Here is an 18,080-nt window from a genome sequence, read left to right on the forward strand (position 1 = left end):
TCCGGTCGTGCAGCCGCTCGCGCAGGCCGCGGAGCCGCTCGCGGACGGCGGCGCTGAGATCGACCGTACACCTCCCGAAATTGTCACCGGAGTGACAAAACGACGCCGAGATTCTGCTCCCGGCGCCACGATTCTCGCACGCCGATGCCTAGTCTGAGGGCGTGGATGCAGATGTGATCGTGGTCGGCGCGGGGCTCGCGGGGCTGGTCGCCGCGGCCGAGGTCGCCGACGCCGGCAAGCGGGTGATCCTGCTGGAGCAGGAGCCGCCGCAGAGCCTCGGCGGGCAGGCGTGGTGGTCGTTCGGCGGGCTGTTCCTGGTCGACACGCCGGAGCAGCGCCGCATGGGGATCAAGGACTCCGCCGACCTCGCGTGGCAGGACTGGCTCGGCAGCGCCGCGTTCGACCGGGACGAGGACCTGTGGCCGCGCCGGTGGGCGGATGCCTACGTCCAGTTCGCCGCCGGCGAGAAGCGCTCCTGGCTGCGGGCGATGGGGCACCGCGTGTTCCCCGTCGTCGGCTGGGCCGAGCGCGGCGGCGGCCCCGCCGACGGCCACGGCAACTCCGTGCCCCGCTTCCACATCACCTGGGGCACCGGGCCCGGCGTCGTCGAGCCCTTCGCCCGCCGGGTCCAGGCCAGCCCCCTGGTCGAGATCCGCTTCCGGCACCGCGTCGACGCCCTGGTGAAGACCGGCGGCACCGTCACCGGCGTCAGCGGCGCCGTCCTGGCCGACAGCTCCGTGGCGCGCGGGCAGACGAGCTCCCGCGAGGCCACCGGCGAGTTCACGCTGTCGGCCCAGGCCGTCATCGTCACCTCGGGCGGCATCGGCGGCGACCACGACCTCGTCCGCAAGGCATGGCCGGCCCGGCTCGGCACGCCGCCGAAGCGCATGGTCGCCGGCGTCCCGGCGCACGTCGACGGCCGGATGCTCGGCATCACCGAGGCCGCCGGCGGGCAGATCATCAACCCCGACCGGATGTGGCACTACACCGAGGGCCTGCAGAACTGGGACCCCGTCTGGCCCAACCACGGCATCCGCATCCTGCCGGGCCCGTCGTCGCTGTGGCTCGACGCCACCGGCAAGCGCCTGCCGGCGCCGTGCTACCCCGGCTTCGACACCCTCGGCACCCTCAAGCACCTGATGGCGACGGGGCACGACTACAGCTGGTTCGTCCTGACCCAGAAGATCATCGAGAAGGAGTTCGCACTGTCCGGGTCCGAGCAGAACCCGGACCTCACCAACCGCAGCGTCCGGCAGGTGCTGCAACGGGTCCGCCCCGGCGCGCCCGCCCCCGTGGAGGCCTTCAAGCAGAAGGGCGCCGACTTCGTGGTGGCGCCCACGGTGGAGGAGCTCGTCGCCGGCATGAACACCCTGGCCGGCTCCTCCCTGCTCTCCGCTCCCGCCGTGAAGGCCGTCATCGAGGCCCGCGACCGCCAGCTCACGAACCCGTTCGCCAAGGACGCGCAGATCACCGCGATCCGCGGCGCCAGGGCCTACCGCGGCGACAAGCTCATCCGCGTCGCGACCCCGCACCGCCTCCTCGACCCGAAGGCCGGCCCGCTCATCGCCGTCCGCCTCAACATCCTGACCCGCAAGACCCTCGGCGGCCTGCACACCGACCTGTCCGCCCGGGTCCTGCAGCCCGACGGTTCGCCTTTGCCGGGTGTGTACGCCGCGGGCGAGGCCGCCGGCTTCGGGGGCGGCGGCATGCACGGCTACAACTCGCTCGAGGGCACGTTCCTCGGCGGCTGCCTGTTCTCCGGCCGCGTGGCCGGCCGGGCCGCGGCCGCCGCGATCGCCTGACCCCGGCGACCCACAGGCCCGTCCGGCGGTGGCCGGTCCGGCGGTGGCCGTCTGGCGGTGGCCGTCTGGCGGTGGCCGTCTGGCGGTGATCGGCTGGCGGTGATCGGCTGGCGGTGATCGGCTGGCGGTGGCCGGCTGGCGGTGGCCGGCGGTCCGTGGCGTGCCGTCCTGCTGCCCGGCGGCGGGGGCGGGACGTCAGACGAGCGGTGGCAGGGCGCGCGGTGGGGCGAGGGCGGCCGCGAACAGGTCGCCGCGCTCGGCGACGCGGTCCGCGACCGTGCGGACCGTGAACGCCGCCGGGGTCAGCGCCGGGTCGTCGAGCTCGTCCCAGCCGATCGGCGCCGACACCGGCGCGCCCGGCGCGGCGAGCGGGCTGTACGGCGCGACCGCCGCCGGCCCGCCCGCCACGCCGTGGTGCTCGAAGCCGGGCGCCACCGCCGCGATGGAGCGCGCGAGCGACTCGACCCAGGCGGTGGCGTCGCCGGCCGCCGGCACCCAGAGCTCGATGCCGGGCCCGACCTTCACGCCGGCGGAGACCTTCAGGTGGTCGAACGCCGTCCGGTACAGGCGGGCGAGCGCCACCTGATCCGCCCACGCGTTGCCGGCGCCCAGGTCGATCACGGCCAGGCCCGTCGTGTCGACGTGCCATTCGAGGGCGCCGGCGGCGGCCGCCCACACCACCGCGGCCGGCTCGTCCGCGTTCAGGGCGGTCAGCCACGGCGGCGCGTGCCGCGGCGGCCTGCGCTGCCAGGTCGCGCGGCCGCCGGCACCGTCCGGGTAGCGGCGCAGGGCGAGCGTCCGGCCGGCGAGGTGGGGGAGAAGCGTCGGCGCCGTCCGGGTGACGTACCGCAGCAGCTCCCGCCTCGTGACCGGCGCCTCCCCGGCCCGTGAGGGTGGGAACAGGACCGTGCCCGGATCGCCGACGCGCACCGCGCGCCCGAACACGTGCCAGTCGTCGCCGTCGCACAGCCGGTCGAGCGCCCGCAGCTCCGGCTCGCTCGCCCGCAGCGCCCGGGCGCCGGTGTGCGGGTCCCACAGCCGGTCGGGGTCGGCGAGCACCTCCTCGCTCGTCCGTCCACTGAGGACGGAGCGCGGATGGTCCTCCGGGTCCCAGCCGTCGACCGCGTGCTCGTCGCGCTTGTGCAGCAGCAGCCAGTCGTCCTTGCCGTTCTGCTGCCGCCCCGTCCGGATCAGGACGAACGCCCCGCGCAGCTTCTCGCCGTGCAGCCGCGCGTGCAGCTGGCCGGCGGCCACCGCGGCGGCGGGGTCCGGGTCCTTGTACGGCTCCCACGTCCCGGCGTCCCACACGATGACGTCCCCGCCGCCGTACCCGCCGGCGGGGATGACCCCTTCGAAGTCGACGTAGTCCATCGGGTGGTCCTCGACGTGGAACGCGGCCCGCCGCACCTTCGGGTCGAGCGTCGGCCCCTTCGGCACCGCCCAGCTGGCGAGCGCCCCGTCGATCTCCAGCCGGAAGTCGTAGTGCAGCCGCGTCGCGCGGTGCCGCTGCACCACGAACCGCCGCTCGCCCGCCATGGCTCCAGTCAAGCACGGGGTGGGGTACAGTGCCTGGTGGCGCCGTCCGCGCGCCGTACCCTCTGACCGGTGGCCCACGCCCGCCGGCCGCGCGGGGGAGAAGGTGGTCCGTTGCCATCGCGGTCGCCGCTCGTCTTGTTGAGGCCCGGTCCCGCACGACGGTCGCCGACTTCGCCGCGTGGGCATGCGAAAGCGGCCCGACCGTCGGTGAGGCAGCCGCGATGACCGACCACAAGCATCTCAAGCGACTCGTCCGTGAGCGCAGCACGCGCACCGGGGAGTCCTACACCACCGCCCGCAGGCACGTCGTCGCTGCACGCGTCGCCGCCGCCCGCCCGCCGCAACATCAGCCCAGCGACCTCGTTCGCCGCCTCCTGCACGCCGCCGGCTCCGACCTCAGCGAGCCGATGACCTGCGGCCTCGGCGGCGGCATCGGCTTCATGGCCGCCGTCTTCGACTACCGCGGCATGCCCCCGATGCTCACCGTCGTCGCCCAGCACCATCCCGCCCCCTGGACCCCCACGGTGCTGACCCGCCTCGGCGTCCCGTTCACCGAGTCGCACAGCACCACCCCGGCGGCCGCTCTGAAAGCACTGCGGCTCTCCCTTGCCGCCGGGCGTCCGGTGTACTGCACTGTGACCGCGAGCCGGTTGCCATGGCGTACCGTCACCGTCCCCATCGACGCGGACCCCCACGGCATCCTCGTCCTGGACGAACACCCCGGCGGTTTCACCGTCCACGACGCCGCCCCGCACCAGCTGCCCGTGGACGCCTTCATGGAGGCCTGGTCCGCTCACCGCAAGGGCCGCCACCACCGCCTCGTCGTCACCGGCACCCCCACCGTCCCCCTGCCCACCGCGATCCCCGCCGCCCTCGCCGAAACCACCGCCCACCTCACCGGCCCCGTCCTCGGCAACGCCTTCGACGCCAACTTCGGCTTCTCCGGCATGACCCGCCTGGCGTCCCAGCTCCGCGACACCCGCACGAAGACCGGCTTCCCCCGCCGCTTCGCCGAACCCGCCGCATTCACGTTCGCGCTCCGGCGGCTCCACGAGTGCCTGGAGGAGCAGTACACCGCCCCCGCCGCCACCCGCCCGCTCTACGCCGAGTTCCTCGACGAGGCCGCCACCCTGACCGGCAATCCCCACCTCACCGAAGCGGCGTCGGCCTTCCGCTCCTCCGCCACCGTCTGGTCAGCGATGTCCACCACCGCCCGCCACCCCACAACCACCGACCCCACCACCGTCTTCACCACCCTGGCCGACCTCCTGGACCAGGCCCGCACCATCGAGGAGTCCGCGATCCCCCTCCTCCAACTACCCACCTGACCACCGCAGCCCGCGGCGGCTCGACTCCGGACGCGGCTGTGGGCTCAGGTCCGCTGGCACTCCGATACACCGCCGGACCACAACGCTCCGGCATTGATCCAAGGACGGATCTGGCCGCCCCCACGACCGGATCCGTCCTTGGATCAACCGGCAGCCACCACACCGTCGGTCACCGCATCCCGGCCGCCCCGGAGACCCGGCACCACCCACCACCACATCCTCTGCGGCCCGCTCCCACCCACGTTGCCAATTGGGCGGGGCAGGACGATTGGAGCGCCGTGGACGGATCACCGCGGCTGGTAGACGGTCAGGCGGGGCCGGGAGATCGATCCGGCTGACCGGCGGTGGCCAGCGTTGCGGTGTGGAGCCAGCGGGCGGATCAGGCGGCGCTGCTGGTCGCCGGGCTGGCAGGGCCGGGTGGAGCGTCGACGGCTGCAGCGGTGCGTGCGGCCGGGTCGGCCAGCCGGCGGGCCGGTTGGCGCGTCGGTCGTTGGAAACGCCCGTGATCGGAGCGTTGGCTGTCGGAAAGCCGGTGGGTAGGGCGGCGAAGGCGGTTGCTGGCCCACCTGGCGTGGCGCGCTGGGTGCTGGCGACCAGAGCTGTGCGGCTGTGCGGCTGTTCGGCCGGCCGGCGGGGCGGTTGCCCAGCTGGCGAGGCGCGGCGAGTTCGAGATCCAACGGCTGCCTCCGTGTGGCTGGGCAGCCGGTTGGACTGTCGATCGAAGCGCCCGTGGCTGGAGTGTTGGCCGCTGGAGGATCGGTGGGTCGGGCGGCAAGGGCGGTTGTTGGCCCAGATGGCAGGGCGTGTCGGGGTGCTGGTGGTCAGCGCCGCGCGCCCGGTTGGCCGAAGGCAGGTCCGGTTGCAGAGATGGCGGATGGAGGGCCGGCAGGTGGTTGCCCAGTTGGCGAGGCGGGGCGAGTTCGGGCTTCAGCAATTGCTTCCGTGCGGCTGGACGGCCAGCCAGCGGGACCGGTGGTGAAGGCGGTGTTGGTCCCACGGGCGGTTGCTGGCCCGGGTGGCCGTGGCGTGTTGAGTGCTGGCGGTCAGATTCGTGCGGCTGGTTGCCCGGCTGGCGGGCCGGTGGGCGAGGCCAGTGGGTGGGGTGCTGACGGGTGGGTGTCGGTGGGTGGGGGCGAGCGGGCGGTTGCTGGTCCGGGTGGCGTGGCGGTGCTGGGTGTTGGTGGTTAGAGCCGTGCGGCTGGTCGGCCGGCTGGTGGGGCTGGTTGGAGGGACGGTGGGTGGAGGACCGGCAGTTGTGGGGACGGCCGGTTGAGGGCTGGCGGGTGGAGGGCTGGGGCGTGGGGCGGTACGGCTGGTTGGCCCGGCGGCGGGGTGGGGTGAGGGGCGGGCAGGGCGGGGTGGCCGGGGGGTGGCTCCGGGGTGCGGATCAGCTTCCTGGCGGTGAGGACGCCGATGGTGAGGGTGAGGATGACGGCGCCGGGGAGGAGGGACATGCCGTCGGCGGCCCAGCTGCTGCCGGCGACGGTGAACAGGACGTTGGCGGCGAACATCGACAGCAGCAGGGACGCGGCGACGAGCAGGAAGCTCAGCACGGGGCTGGTGAGGACGAGGACGGTCCAGAGGGTTGGTCTGGCCCAGCCGCCGGCGGGGCGGCGGGTGCGCATGACGGCGATGACCGTGAGCAGCATCGGGGCGGACAGGAGCAGGCCGGTGACCGTGATGTCGCTCGGCACGCCGGCGCCGGTGGTGAGGCCGAGGGCGCCGAGGAGCAGCACCGGGGTGGCGGTCACGGCGGCGGACCAGGCCGGGTGCAGGGGGACGGGGCGGGCCGCGGCGGCGGACCTGGCGGCGACGAGGGCGAGGCCCGCGGCGACGAGCGCGGTCGTGACGGACAGGCCGGTGGGCAGGAACGGGTGGTTGACCGCCGGGGTGCCCTGGCCCAACATGATCGGCCCGCAGCAGGCGGCGATGACCGCCGTCCAGGCGAGGCGGCGGCGGGCGGCCAGGCCGTCCCTGCCGAGGGTGGGGCCGGCGACGGCCCAGGCGACGGTGGCGGTGATCGCGCCCGCGGTCAGGGCGGTGCGCAGGGTGGGGGACTCGGTCCGGGCCAGGACGCCGTCGGTGACCAGCAGCGCGACGGTCTGCATGGCGGCGGCGAGCGGGCCGGCCCGGCGGTCCGCGGTGGCCAGCAGCAGGCCGAGGGCGGCGAGGGTCACGCCGCCCCAGCGCAGCTCGGCGACCCACATGTACAGCTCGCCGTCGCCGCCCGGCATCGGAGCCGTCTCGCCGACCCTGGGCATGGCGGGGGTCAGGACGGTCAGCGTGTAGGCCCACGAGATCAGGCCCACGAGGAGCGCCACCACGCCGGCCGTGACGGTGGACGGGCGCAGGCGCATCGGGGCGGCGGTGGGCACCGGGACCGGTGCCGGCCTCGGCGGGCGGGGGTGGGCCGCGCCCACACCGTAGCCGAGGGCGACGCCGGTGAGGATGAGCAGGTGCACCGGGTATGCATTGGTGGCGTTGAACAGGCTGATGGCGCCGTGTGACTGGTACCACGAGTCGGCGCCGCCGCCCAGGACAGCGCCGGAGACGAGGTCGGGTGCCCAGGCGAAGGCGGCCGACAGGTCAGCGCCGGAGGCGGCGATCGACGGCAGGACGGCGGCGGTCACCGCCAGCTCCACGACCAACGGCGTCCCCACGAGGGCGAGCAGCACGGCGACCGGCCACCAGCGGCGGCGCGTGGACGTGAGCCGGGCGACGGCCGCCGCCAGCGCCGCGGTGAGCGCCGCCCAGACCGGCGCGCCGATGACCAGGCAGACGGCGAACGTCTCGCCGTCGATGCCGATCGAGCTCTGGGTGCCCACGACGAGCACCGCGAACGCCAGTGCCAGGGGCAGCGGCGCCGCGGCGGCGGAGCCGGCCCGGCCGAGGCGGGGCAGGCCCAGCGGCATGCGGCGGCCGAGCCACCACGCGACGATGGTGAGGACGAGCAGCGCGGGCACCGACGTCAGCGCGGTGATCGTGGCGCCCGAGGGCCAGCCGATCTTCACGCCGGCCAGGCCGAGGAGCCATTCGTTGACGGCGCGGAGGACGCCGGCGGCGGGGCCGATCGCGATCAGGCCGAAGAACACCAGCACGGCGAACGGCTGCAGGGCGCGGCCGGCCGCCGGCAGGGCGTCGCGCCAGCCGCGGGGCACCCCGTCCTCGTCGTCGACGGGCGCGGCGGCGGCGAGGCTGAACGCGAACCGCAGCTGCCCGAACGCCCGCCGCCCGGCACCCGCGCCGGGCTCGGTGCGCAGCGCGTGCAGCTCGGCGGACCACTCCTGCAGCTGCACCTCGCGGACCGAGGCCGGCCACCGCCGGGCCGCCAGCCGCAGCAGGGCCTCGGCGAGGCGGTCGAGCGCGGTCATGCCAGCCCCTCGGTGGTCCGCGGCGCGACGACGGGCGCCAGCCGGGCATAGAGCTCCGCCACCGCGGTCCGTGCGGCGACGACGCCGTCGGGGGTCAGCCGGTAGTAGCGGCGGGCGGGGCGGCCGGCGGCCACCGGGTCGATGTCCTCCCAGTGCGCGTCGACCCAGCCGGCCCGCTGCAGGCGCAGCAGGATCGGATACAGCGTGCCGCTCGGATGACCGGTCGACCGCATCAGATCCAGGCCATATCGATCCACGGCGGGATCGGCGAGGAAGGCGGACACCACCTTCGCCACCGCCGCGGTCATTCGAACATCCGACGCCATGCACCGACTCTACATAGCCCTCAGCCGTTTTTCTACATAGCCCCTGAGTGCTAGGACAAATCAGTACATGAGCAAAAAATCGGAAAAATTGAACCTAGGCTCGCAGCGTGAAGCGCAGAGCACTCCTCGTGGCCGGTGGGGCCTTCGCCAGCTCGGTCCTGGGTGGAAGAACGGCACAGGCGAAGCAGGCGGTCGTGCAGTGGCCGATGTTCGAGTGGGAGAAACAGCGCGGGTTCTTCCCGCCCGGCGTCGGCGTGCTGGTGCCCCCGCCGCTGGCCGTCTACGGCGACGGCGAGGCCTACGCCGACGCGGCGGCGCACCAGTACCTACCGGCCGGGGAGGCGGAGGCGCTGCGGACCCACGCGGTCCAGGTCCTCGGCAAGCGGGCGGACCTGCGCCGCCGGCCCGGTTTCGAACCGCCGAAGGATGCCCCGTCGGAGCGGGTGCGGGTCCGGACCGCCGACGGGCACTACCTGACCGCGCATCTCGACGGGTGGGGCGACGGCGATCCGCGGCATGCGTTTCCTGTCGCGCTGCACGAGTTGTACGACCACGTGCAGGTCCTCCGGCGACGGGTGCGCGCGGACGGGACGCCGTGGGCCGCCGACGCGCTGCTCCTGGTCGCCGTGCATCTCGACGCCGAGCCCGACGGCCCCGAGCCGTGGCCCGCGAGCGTGCCGGTGCCCGACGTGCGGCACGACCGGCCCTACCGCGAGACGAAGCTCGCGGGCGCGAAGGCCAGAAAGGTCCGCCGCGACCTGCCGAGGTCCGATGAAGATGAAGGGGTGTGGCCGTCCTACCGGACCCCGGCGGGCGCGTTCATCGCGGCGAACTGGCGCTACAGCCTGCCGCACGAGTGGTGAGTCAGAAGCGCAGGTCGGACAGGAACTTGAAGCCGTTCCGGGCGGTGGTCAGCGCGTCCGCCGGCGTGCGCGGCGGCGTCCCGGCGTCGTCGCGCTCCACGATGTACTCCACCAGACCTGCCTCACGGGCGTGCTCGAAGATCCGGCCGAAGTCGATGAGGCCGACGCCCGGATCGGTGAACGCCGCCGCCGTGTCCATGTCCTTCACGTGCACCTGACGGATCCGGCCGCGGTGCCGCTGGACGAGGTCGACCGGGTCGGCGGCGCCCCGCCACGCCCAGAAGAGGTCGACCTCCAGGTGGACGAGGTCGGGATCGGTCTCGGCGGTGAGGATGTCGTACCCGGTGCGGGACCCCCCGTCCTGGCGGACGAACTCCAGCTGGTGGTTGTGGTACCCGAAGTCGAGGCCGGCCCGCCTGGCCAGGGCGCCCGCGCGGTTGAGGTCGCGGGCGAGCGCGTGATACTTCGCGCCGTCGCGGATCGGCTGGCCGGTGGCGGGGTCGATGCCGAAGAACGGGTGGACGATGAAGCGGTTGCCGACGACGTTGGCGTCGTCGAGGGCCCGCTGCCACGCGGTCGCGTCCCACGGCTGCGGGATGGCGACGTGCCCCGAGGTGGCCTTCAGGCCGGCGGCGTCCAGCGCGGCGCGGAACTGGGCGGCGGTCCGGCCGACGAACCCGGCGTGCTCGACCCGGGTGTACCCGATGGTGCGCAGCTCGGCGAGGCTCGCGGCGAGGTCCAGGCCGAGCTGGTCGCGCAGTGTGTAGAGCTGCACGCTGATCCGGTCGAGCGGCACCCGCGACTGGCGGTGCGCGGGCGCGGCGCTCGCGGCCGGGGTCCCCAACAGCGAGGCGCCACCGAGAGCGGCCGCGCCGAGGAGACCGCGCCGGCTGACAGAGGAGCTGGGCATGCTGCACTTCCCTCCGAGATGTCAGGAACTTCCGTTCATCCTGACATTTCTATAGTTCGATGCAGCGTTTGTCACGGCTCAGGCCGGCGTCGTCTCACCCCGCAGGTCACGCTGCCGGGGCAGCTCCGTGTCGTCGCCGCGCAGCCAGCTCAGCGCGGCGTCCCGGTCGGGCAGCACGACGAACAGGTGCAGCAGGCACAGGGTGTGCATCATCCGGCGCATGAACGGCGCGATCCCCACCAGGCACGTGTGGCCGCCGGCCTGCGCGGCCCGGTGCCGGGCGGCGACGAGCAGCCCCAGCACCGACGAGTCGAGGGTGGTGACCCGGCTCAGGTCGAGCACCAGGTGCCCGGGCCGGTAGCCGGCGGGCGACAGCGCGTCGCGCAGCGCCGGCCCGACCTCGATGTCCAGGTCGCCGCTGAGTGACACCACCAGTGCCTCGTCGACCACCGCCGCGCTCACCCGGGCGTCGGTGACGACCACGGGGGCGGGCGCCGCCTCGACGACCGCCTCCGAAGGCGGTGCGTCGCCGGCGAGCCAGCCGACCGGGTCGGCGTCCGCGGACGCGAGGGGCACCCGGGAGCAGCGCCCGCAGCTGTGCGGGCCGGTCGCGAGCCGTGCGCCGGTCCAGCCGTGCCGGCGGAACAGGCTCCAGACGAGATCCCAGTTGTGCATCGTCGCGCCCAGCCCGGTGACGCTCTGGCCACAGGCGTCGCAGATCAACGTGAAGTCGGTGCCGTCAGGTGTCGTCGCCGCGGTCACGGTCGCCGCTCCTCTCAAGAGGCCGCTCTGGTCTCCGTCATCATGTCGTGTCCGTCGTCCTCGGGGACCATTCGTAACACGTGATTTACGTGCGCGATTTGCAACGTTCTCCTGACGCGGGGTGACGGGGCGCGCAAGGTGAGTCTGCCACCCGAGGTCCAGACCTGCCGGTGGACGTCCAGCAGCATGCCGATCGCGGTCGCGTCGATGAACGGGCATGCGGAGAGGTCGAGGACGAGCTGCTCGGGGTGCATGGTGAGCGCGTCCTCGAGCAGCGCCCGGACCCGTGGCTCCGAGGCGGCGTCGAGCTCCTCGGTGACGACGATCTCGACCAAGGGGGTGCCGGTGTGCATACGACGAGCCTCCGCCGCGCATGTGGCGGGAGTTCCGCGGAAGTATGACAGTTCGATGACAACGCATCCGACCTGGCATGATGCAGTGGTGTCGGGCGTACTGGTCATCGAGGACGACGATCGGATCCGGTTGTCGCTGGTGCTGGCGCTGGAGGACGAGGGCTACTCGGTGCGGGGCGTGTCCACCGCCGAGGACGGCCTCGTCGCGCAGCGGGCCGAGCCCGCGGACACCGTCCTGGTCGACCTGATGCTGCCCGGCGTCGACGGCTTCGAGTGCATCCGCCAGCTGCGCCGCGACGACGACGTGCCGATCGTGGTGGTCAGCGCCCGCGACGACACCCACGACATCGTGGCCGCGCTCGAGGCCGGCGCCGACGACTACCTGGTGAAGCCGGTCGCGGTGAAGGAGCTGTCGGCCCGGCTGCGCGCCCTGCGCCGGCGCGGCCGGGCGGTGCTGGCCACCGTGTCGACGCTCGTCTTCGGCGACCTGGAGATCCTGCCCGAGGCGGGCGAGGTGCGGGTCGCGGGCGAGCCGGTCGCGCTGACACGGACCGAGTTCCGGCTGCTGTGCGAGCTCGCCGAGCACCCCGGCCTGGTCCTGTCCCGCCAGCAGCTGCTGCAGCGGGTGTGGGAGTACGACGTCGGCGACGAACGCCTCGTCGACGTGCACGTCGGCCGGCTGCGACAGAAGATCGAGGACGACTCCCGGGCGCCCCGGCGCCTGGTGACGGTCCGCGGCATGGGCTACAAGCTGCAGCGATGAGGCGGGCCGGGCTGCGCACACGGGTCATCGCGGGGTTCGCCGCGGGGGCCCTGGCGCTGTCCGCGTCGATGGCGTTCATCTCGTACGAGCTGACCCGCAGCGCCCTGCTCGCCGGGCGGGAACGGGCCACGGTCCGGGCCACCGCGTACGACGCGAGGATCATCACCGCGAGTCTGCGGGACGACGACCCCGACGTCGTGGACATCCTCAGGTCGCTGGACACCGGTGGCAACCGGCGCACCCTGCTGCGCCGCGCGGACGGCTGGTACACGCGCAACAACGACCCGGGCGCCGCCGCCGCCGTCCCGGCGGGGCTGCAACGGCTCGTCGAGGAGGGCGGCCAGGGCGCCCAGTGGGTCCGCGTCGACGGGGTCCCGGCGCTGGTCATCGGGGTGCCGCTGTCGCCGACGACGGCGCTGTTCGAGATCGACTACCTGCGCGAGCTCGACCAGACGCTGCGGACCCTCGCCTGGGTGCTCGGGCTCGTCGCGGCCGCGGTCGCGGCGGCCGGCGCGGGCCTGGGCTGGTACGCGACCCGGTACGTGCTGCGCCCGCTGCGCTCGGTCGCCGACGCCGCCCAGGGCATCACCGACGGCGACCTGAGCGCCCGCCTCGACCCGGCCGCCGAGCCGGACCTGGCGCGGCTGACGACGTCGTTCAACGGCATGGTCGACCAGCTGGCCCGCCGGCACGAGCGGGACCGCCGGTTCGCCGCCGACGTCAGCCACGAGCTGCGCTCCCCGCTGCAGACCCTCGCGGCGTCGGCGAGCGTCCTGCACCGGCGGCGGGAGCACCTCGACGAGCGGACCGCCCTCGCCGCCGGCCTCGTCGTCGAGGAGATCGAACGGTTCCAGTCGCTCGTCGACGACCTGCTCGAGCTGGCCCGCAGCGACCAGCCGGCGCAGCGCGCCCCGGTCGACCCGCACGCCCTGGCCCGGCGGGTGGCCGAGGCGCAGGGCCTGCCGGCGGACCTGGTGGAGCCGCCCGGCGCCGACGAGGCGCCGCAGTGGCTGGTCGACCGGCGCCGCCTCGAGCAGATCCTGGCCAACCTGCTGGACAACGCGGTCCGGCACGGCGGCGGGCCGGTCGCCGTCCGGCTCACCTGCGTCGCCGGGGCCGGCCGGGTCGAGGTCGACGACGAGGGCCCCGGCGTCCGCCCCGCCGACCGCGAGGTGATCTTCGACCGGTTCGTCCGGGGCCGGTCGGCGGGCGCCCGCGGCGGCGGCGACGGCACCGGCCTGGGCCTCTCGCTGGTCGCGCAGCACGCGAGCGCGCACGGCGGGCGGGTCGAGGTGCTCGACCGTCCGGGCGGCGGTGCGCGTTTCCGGGTGGATCTGCCGGGTGTCGTACGGTGAGACGCCGCGCGCTTCTCGTCGCCGCCGCCCTGCTCACGCTCTCGGTGCAGGCCTGCGGGGTCCCCGACGAGCACGCGCCACGGCCGATCGAGCCGTCGCTGGTGATCCCCAACCCGTCGCAGAAGGCGCCGGGCAACTCGGCGGGCAACTCTGTGGGGGCCGTCGTCGAGCGGCTCTACCTGGTCCGCGACGACCAGCTCGTGGCGGTGGAGCGGCGGGTCGCCTCGACCAGCGACGTGGCCGCGCTGCTCGCCGACCTGGCCGCCGGCCCGACCGACGCCGAGCGCGCCGCCGGGCTGACCAGCGCGCTCACCGGCACGGACCTCATCGCGGGGGTGCGGCTGGTCGCCGGGACCGCGGAGGTGACGTTCCGTCCGCAGGCGGGTGGCCGTACCGACGACATCCTCGCGATCGGACAGATCGTGTGCACCCTGGAAGCCCGCACCGACGTGGACACGGTCCGCTTCCTGCAGGACGGTCAGGTGCTGAAGGTGCCCGGCGCCGACGGCGCGCTCACGGACCGGCCGCTGACCGTCGCCGACTACCACACGCTGATCACCGACCGGTGAGGCGGCCGATCACCAGGTAGTAGCGGTCGATGCCGTGGATGAGCTTCGCCAGCTGCGCGAAGTCGACGGGCTTGCGGAAGAAGTGCTCGCTGGGGACGCCGAAGTCGCGCAGCATCTGCTCCTCCGTGGGCGAGCCGGTGAGCACCACCACGGTCAGGTCGGCGAGGCGGGGGTTGCCGAGGATCCGGTCGAGCACGACCCGGCCGTCGACGCCGGGGAGGTTGAGGTCGAGCAGGACGATGTCGGGCGTCGCGGCGTCCACGTGCGCACCGCGGTGCTCGAGGAAGTCGATCGCCTCGAGGCCGTCGCCGATCACGGTGACCTCGTTGCTGAGCCGGTGTTCGCGGAACTCGTCGAGGGTGAACGCGACGTCGCCGGCGTCGTCCTCGACGATGAGGATCCGGGCCAGCTCCGGCGTGCCGTCGCCGTTCATTTGCCTCCTTCTAGAATGTTGCCGTACTGCAACCGTCAAAGCACACGATAGTGCACCCGGAACGACGTATCCACCATGCAACGATGTCCGGATGACCACCCTGGGGGGAAACGAGGCGTTGGTTCGTGCGTTGCTGGCAGTCAGCCGTTGCATGGTTGCACTGGCGGATCGGAATCTGGCGGCGATGGACTCGGACGTGACGCTGGCCCAGTACCGCACGCTGGTGGAGCTGGCGACCGGCGGCCCGCAGCGCAGCGCGGACCTGGCCAGGGAGCTGGACGTGGCGCCGTCGACCTTGACGCGCATGTGCGACCGGCTGGAGCGCAAGCACCTCGTGCGGCGCTTCCACCGCGTCGACGACCGCCGCTCGACGTGGCTGGCGCTGACGCCCGCCGGGCGCGACCTGGTCGGGGTGGTGATGCGGGAGCGGCTTCGGGAGCTGTCGGCGATCGTCCACGACGCCAAGGTCGACGCGTCGCAGGAGAGCGTGGACCTGCTGGACCGCATCGTCGAGGCGTCCGGTGAGCTGCCGGACGCGCAGTGGTGGCAGCGGTGGGAGACGTCCGCCGACCCCCTCGACAGCGTGACGCTGCCGTGACCGCCGAGCCCGTGCTGCCGTCCGTCACGCTGACCACGCCGCGCCTGGTGCTGCGCCCGTTCGTGCCCGGCGACGCGCAGGACGTCCACGCCGTCTGGCACGACGCCCGCTTCGTCGACGCGTCGCCGCTCGGCTACGCGTACGCCGGCGCGGGTCTCGACACGGCGCTGGCCTGGTGCACGAGCGGCATCGAGGAGCGGCGCCGCGCGGGCAAGGGCATCGGCTTCGCCGTGGCGCCCCGCGAGGGCGGGCGGCTGGTCGGGCACGTCTCGCTGTTCAGCGCCGACTGGACGGCCATGTCGGCGGAGATGCACTACTGGACGGCGCCGTGGGCGCGCGGGCGGGGCGTCGCCGCCGAGGCGGCCGCGGCGGTGGCCCGGTGGGCGCTGACGGAGCAGGGCTTCCACCGCATCGCGCTGCAGGCGGCACCGGCGAACGCCGCGTCCCGCCACGTCGCGGAGCGGGCCGGCTTCCGGGCTGAGGGCGTGCTGCGCAACGTCGCCGTCTCCCGCTCCGGCCGGCACGACCTGGTCATGTACAGCATGATCCCGTCGGACCTGTCAGCCGCCGGCTGACGCCTCGTCTCCCGGCGGCGCCTCGTCTCCCATTAGCGCCTCGTCTTACGGCGGTGCTTCGTCTTACGGCGGTGCTTCGTCTTACGGCGGTGCTTCGGCTTACGGCGGCGCTTCGGCTTACGGCGGCGCTTCGGCTTACGGCGGCGCTTCGGCTTACGGCGGCGCTCAGTCTCGCGGGAGTGCCTCGCCGAGCATGCGTCTGGCGATCGCGGCGAAGGCGGGGTTGCGGTCGCGGTAGTACGGCAGGGCGACCAGGCCCATGCACAGCACCCAGCCGCGCGCCCGCTCCCACATCGCGTCGTCGGCGCCGACCGCGTCGCGGAACGTGTCGCGGTGCTCGGCGGTCAGCAGCGTCCAGGCGGGCATGACGTCGCAGGCCGGGTCGCCGACGCCGGCGCAGCCGAAGTCGATGACCGCGCTGACCCGCCCGCCGGCGGCCAGGACGTTGCCGGCGTGCAGGTCGCCGTGGCTCCACGTCGGCGGGCCGTCCCACGGGGCCGTGGCCAGGGCCTTCTCCCACGCGGCGGTGGCGGCGTCCGGGTCGAGCTCGCCGTCCAGCTGGGCGATCGCGTCGCGTACCGACGCATCGTTGCGGGCGAGGGAGCCGCCGCGATACCCCGCAGGGGCGCCGGCCGGGTCGACGGCGCGCAGCGCGCTGACGAACGCGGCGAGGTCGAGTGCGTCGCGCCGCTCGGTGAACGCCTCGACCGTGTCGCCGGGCAGCCACCTGCCGACCGTCCACGGGAACGGGAAACCGAGCGCGGGCCGGCCGGTCGCCAGGGGCTCGGGGATCGGGAGCGGCAGCCGGGGCGCGAGCAGGGGCAGCCAGTGCGCGTCGCGCTCGACCTGGGCGGCGCCGCTCGCCTGCCGGGGCAGGCGGACGGCGAGCTCGTCGCCGAGGCGGTACATCGCATTGTCGGTGCCGGGCCTGGGCACCGCCGCCACCGGCAGGTCTGTCCACTGTGGAAACTGGTCGGCGACGAGCCGCCGCACCAGGTCCTCCGCCGTGTCTATGGCAGCCGCTCCTCGATCATCGCGACCCGCTCCTGCACCGTGCCGGGCGGGATCTCGAGCAGATCGTAGCCGTGCTCCCGGTACACCTCCTCGTGAATTCCGGCGAAGACCAGCGACTGCTGGTAGGTGATGCGCCGGGCCGCGGTCGGGGTCACGAACCCGATCGGCTGGATGAGGAACACCAGCCGCTGGTACACCTGCTGCTCCTGGACCCGCCGCACCTCCGCGACGAGCGCCGGGGTGGGCTCGACGACGGCGAACCTCGCGAGATACCTCGCGAGGGCGAGCGTGCACAGCGGCGAGCGGTCGAAGAGCTGCACCGGTGTGCCGCCGGCCTGCTCCTGCCGGTGCCGCTGCAGGTGTACGACCAGGTCGAGGAACTCCTCGTGGCGCTCGTGCGGCCGCTCATGCGGTGACGCGGCGATCACGTCGGTCGCCGCCTCGTCGACGACGTGGTGCCCCCGGGCGCGCAACGCCAGCGCCACGGTGGTCTTCCCGGCGCCGGGTGCCCCGGTCAGAATGTATCGGCGGACATCCATTGACTTCACTCCATTCGTACACTTATATGCGTCTATGCGAAGACTGATGCGCCTGCTCAGTGCGGCGCTACTGATGGTGTTCTCGACGGCCGGAGCACTGATCGTCACGGCCGGACCGGCACACGCCGACGCCTGCTACACGTGGAGCGGCACGCTGGCCCAGGGATCGTCGGGAGAAGGGGTCCGGCAGCTGCAGATCCGCGTCGCCGGTTACCCCGGCTCGGGCGCGGTCCTCGGACTCGACGGCGTCTACGGGCCCGCGACGAAGTCAGCGGTGGCCCGGTTCCAAGCAGCATACGGCCTCACCGCCGACGGCATCGCCGGACCCGCCACGTTCGCCAAGCTGTACGCCCTCCAGGACGACGACTGCACGCCCGTGAGCTTCAGCTATGCCGAGCTGAACAATTGCAACAGCACCTGGGCCGGCGGCAACGTCTCCGCCGCGACCGCCAAGGCCAACGCCCTGGTCACGATGTGGAAGCTCCAGGCGCTGCGGCACGCCCTCGGCGACCAGCCGATCCGCGTCACCAGCGGCTTCCGCAGCGCCGCGTGCAACAACGCCGTCGGCGGCGCCTCGTCCAGCCGCCACCTCTACGGCGACGCCGCCGACCTCGGCGCCGGCCCGCACTCCCTGTGCACCCTCGCCCAGGCCGCCCGTAACCACGGTTTCGCCGGCATCCTCGGCCCCGGATACCCCGACCACAACGACCACACCCACGTCGACGGCCGCCCGAGCCGCTTCTGGTCCGCCCCCAACTGCGGCGTCGCCAGCCTCACCGGCGGCCTCGACCCACTGCGCGACAACTGACCCCCTGCCCCCTGCCCACTGCCAGGCCTGACCGCCCGCCGGCACACACCACCGGCGGGCGGTCACCGTCAGCTGTTGCTCCCGCCCCACCCGCTGTCGCGGCGGGTCCCGGCGGGGGGGTGCCACCGGGTGCCGCGGGGTCGCGCCGCGGGGCGCGGGGGGGGGTTGCCACCGG

The 18,080-nt window shown here is 73.9% G+C and carries 18 protein-coding genes; 9 read left to right on the forward strand and 9 right to left on the reverse strand.

From position 1 onward, the window contains the following. Positions 1-161: 161 nt before the first annotated feature. Positions 162-1,802 carry an FAD-binding dehydrogenase gene (locus ABZ321_RS55640; RefSeq protein ID WP_354904782.1) on the forward strand — a complete coding sequence of 547 codons (1,641 nt, stop codon included), beginning with the start codon at positions 162-164 and terminating at the stop codon, positions 1,800-1,802. A 195-nt stretch (positions 1,803-1,997) separates the two neighbouring features. On the opposite strand, the gene ABZ321_RS55645 is transcribed toward ABZ321_RS55640, so the two are convergent. Next, a complete protein-coding gene (locus tag ABZ321_RS55645) occupies positions 1,998-3,338 on the reverse strand; it encodes a DNA polymerase ligase N-terminal domain-containing protein (RefSeq protein ID WP_354904784.1) in 1,341 nt (446 codons plus the stop codon). Between the two features lie 221 nt (positions 3,339-3,559). On the opposite strand from ABZ321_RS55645, the gene ABZ321_RS55650 reads away from it, so the two are divergent. Further along, a complete protein-coding gene (locus ABZ321_RS55650) occupies positions 3,560-4,666 on the forward strand; it encodes a DUF4872 domain-containing protein (RefSeq protein ID WP_354904786.1) in 1,107 nt (368 codons plus the stop codon). A gap of 1,184 nt (positions 4,667-5,850) precedes the next feature. Here ABZ321_RS55650 and ABZ321_RS55655 read toward each other — a convergent pair. Next, entirely contained in the window at positions 5,851-8,037 is a 2,187-nt protein-coding gene (locus ABZ321_RS55655) for a hypothetical protein (protein WP_354904788.1), read from the reverse strand. Then, positions 8,034-8,363, reverse strand: a complete 330-nt coding sequence (locus tag ABZ321_RS55660; RefSeq protein ID WP_354904790.1) for a PadR family transcriptional regulator — start codon at positions 8,361-8,363, stop codon at positions 8,034-8,036. The genes ABZ321_RS55655 and ABZ321_RS55660 overlap by 4 nt, the downstream gene beginning before the upstream one ends. Positions 8,364-8,470: 107 nt before the next feature. On the opposite strand from ABZ321_RS55660, the gene ABZ321_RS55665 reads away from it, so the two are divergent. Next, positions 8,471-9,226: a hypothetical protein gene (locus ABZ321_RS55665; protein WP_354904793.1), complete on the forward strand. Its 756-nt coding sequence runs from the start codon at positions 8,471-8,473 to the stop codon at positions 9,224-9,226. Between the two features lies 1 nt (position 9,227). Here the strand turns inward: ABZ321_RS55665 and ABZ321_RS55670 are convergent, their stop codons facing one another. The 3 genes from ABZ321_RS55670 to ABZ321_RS55680 all read right to left on the reverse strand — a co-directional run bounded on the left by ABZ321_RS55670 (position 9,228) and on the right by ABZ321_RS55680 (position 11,251). Next, positions 9,228-10,136, reverse strand: a complete 909-nt coding sequence (locus ABZ321_RS55670; RefSeq protein WP_354904796.1) for a sugar phosphate isomerase/epimerase — start codon at positions 10,134-10,136, stop codon at positions 9,228-9,230. A 78-nt stretch (positions 10,137-10,214) separates the two neighbouring features. Next, the gene (locus ABZ321_RS55675) at positions 10,215-10,898 is read right to left on the reverse strand and encodes an STAS domain-containing protein (RefSeq protein ID WP_344504259.1); all 684 of its coding nucleotides are present in this window, start codon (positions 10,896-10,898) and stop codon (positions 10,215-10,217) included. Positions 10,899-10,912: 14 nt separating this feature from the next. Continuing rightward, entirely contained in the window at positions 10,913-11,251 is a 339-nt protein-coding gene (locus tag ABZ321_RS55680; RefSeq protein ID WP_344504260.1) for an STAS domain-containing protein, read from the reverse strand. An 88-nt stretch (positions 11,252-11,339) separates the two neighbouring features. On the opposite strand from ABZ321_RS55680, the gene ABZ321_RS55685 reads away from it, so the two are divergent. Genes ABZ321_RS55685 through ABZ321_RS55695 form a run of 3 tightly spaced genes read left to right on the forward strand, consistent with a single transcriptional unit; the run spans position 11,340 to position 13,938 of the window. Continuing rightward, positions 11,340-12,014, forward strand: coding sequence for a response regulator transcription factor (locus ABZ321_RS55685; protein WP_344504261.1), 675 nt, complete (start codon positions 11,340-11,342; stop codon positions 12,012-12,014). Continuing rightward, on the forward strand, positions 12,011-13,369 hold the full coding sequence (locus tag ABZ321_RS55690) for a HAMP domain-containing sensor histidine kinase (RefSeq protein WP_354904800.1): 1,359 nt from the start codon (positions 12,011-12,013) through the stop codon (positions 13,367-13,369). The genes ABZ321_RS55685 and ABZ321_RS55690 overlap by 4 nt, the downstream gene beginning before the upstream one ends. Beyond that, positions 13,366-13,938: a GerMN domain-containing protein gene (locus tag ABZ321_RS55695; RefSeq protein ID WP_354904803.1), complete on the forward strand. Its 573-nt coding sequence runs from the start codon at positions 13,366-13,368 to the stop codon at positions 13,936-13,938. The genes ABZ321_RS55690 and ABZ321_RS55695 overlap by 4 nt, the downstream gene beginning before the upstream one ends. Here the strand turns inward: ABZ321_RS55695 and ABZ321_RS55700 are convergent. Then, positions 13,925-14,371, reverse strand: a complete 447-nt coding sequence (locus ABZ321_RS55700) for a response regulator (RefSeq protein WP_354904805.1) — start codon at positions 14,369-14,371, stop codon at positions 13,925-13,927. The genes ABZ321_RS55695 and ABZ321_RS55700 overlap by 14 nt on opposite strands. Positions 14,372-14,555: 184 nt before the next feature. Between ABZ321_RS55700 and ABZ321_RS55705 the strand changes: the two genes are divergently transcribed. Together ABZ321_RS55705 and ABZ321_RS55710 are read left to right on the forward strand one after the other, a co-directional pair. Continuing rightward, on the forward strand, positions 14,556-14,969 hold the full coding sequence (locus ABZ321_RS55705; RefSeq protein ID WP_344504265.1) for a MarR family transcriptional regulator: 414 nt from the start codon (positions 14,556-14,558) through the stop codon (positions 14,967-14,969). Continuing rightward, complete coding sequence (locus ABZ321_RS55710; RefSeq protein WP_344504267.1) at positions 14,966-15,544, forward strand: GNAT family protein; 579 nt, start codon at positions 14,966-14,968, stop codon at positions 15,542-15,544. The genes ABZ321_RS55705 and ABZ321_RS55710 overlap by 4 nt, the downstream gene beginning before the upstream one ends. Before the next feature lie 165 nt (positions 15,545-15,709). Here the strand turns inward: ABZ321_RS55710 and ABZ321_RS55715 are convergent, their stop codons facing one another. Beyond that, positions 15,710-16,537: an aminoglycoside phosphotransferase family protein gene (locus tag ABZ321_RS55715; RefSeq protein ID WP_354904809.1), complete on the reverse strand. Its 828-nt coding sequence runs from the start codon at positions 16,535-16,537 to the stop codon at positions 15,710-15,712. Between the two features lie 17 nt (positions 16,538-16,554). Then, positions 16,555-17,097 carry an AAA family ATPase gene (locus tag ABZ321_RS55720; protein WP_354904812.1) on the reverse strand — a complete coding sequence of 181 codons (543 nt, stop codon included), beginning with the start codon at positions 17,095-17,097 and terminating at the stop codon, positions 16,555-16,557. 46 nt (positions 17,098-17,143) lie between these two features. Here ABZ321_RS55720 and ABZ321_RS55725 point away from each other — a divergent pair, with 46 nt between their 5' ends. Continuing rightward, the gene (locus ABZ321_RS55725) at positions 17,144-17,905 is read left to right on the forward strand and encodes a D-Ala-D-Ala carboxypeptidase family metallohydrolase (protein ID WP_344504270.1); all 762 of its coding nucleotides are present in this window, start codon (positions 17,144-17,146) and stop codon (positions 17,903-17,905) included. The last annotated feature ends 175 nt before the right edge of the window (positions 17,906-18,080 follow it).

This window comes from Dactylosporangium sp. NPDC006015 (genome assembly GCF_040614215.1).
GTDB lineage: Bacteria > Actinomycetota > Actinomycetes > Mycobacteriales > Micromonosporaceae > Dactylosporangium > Dactylosporangium maewongense.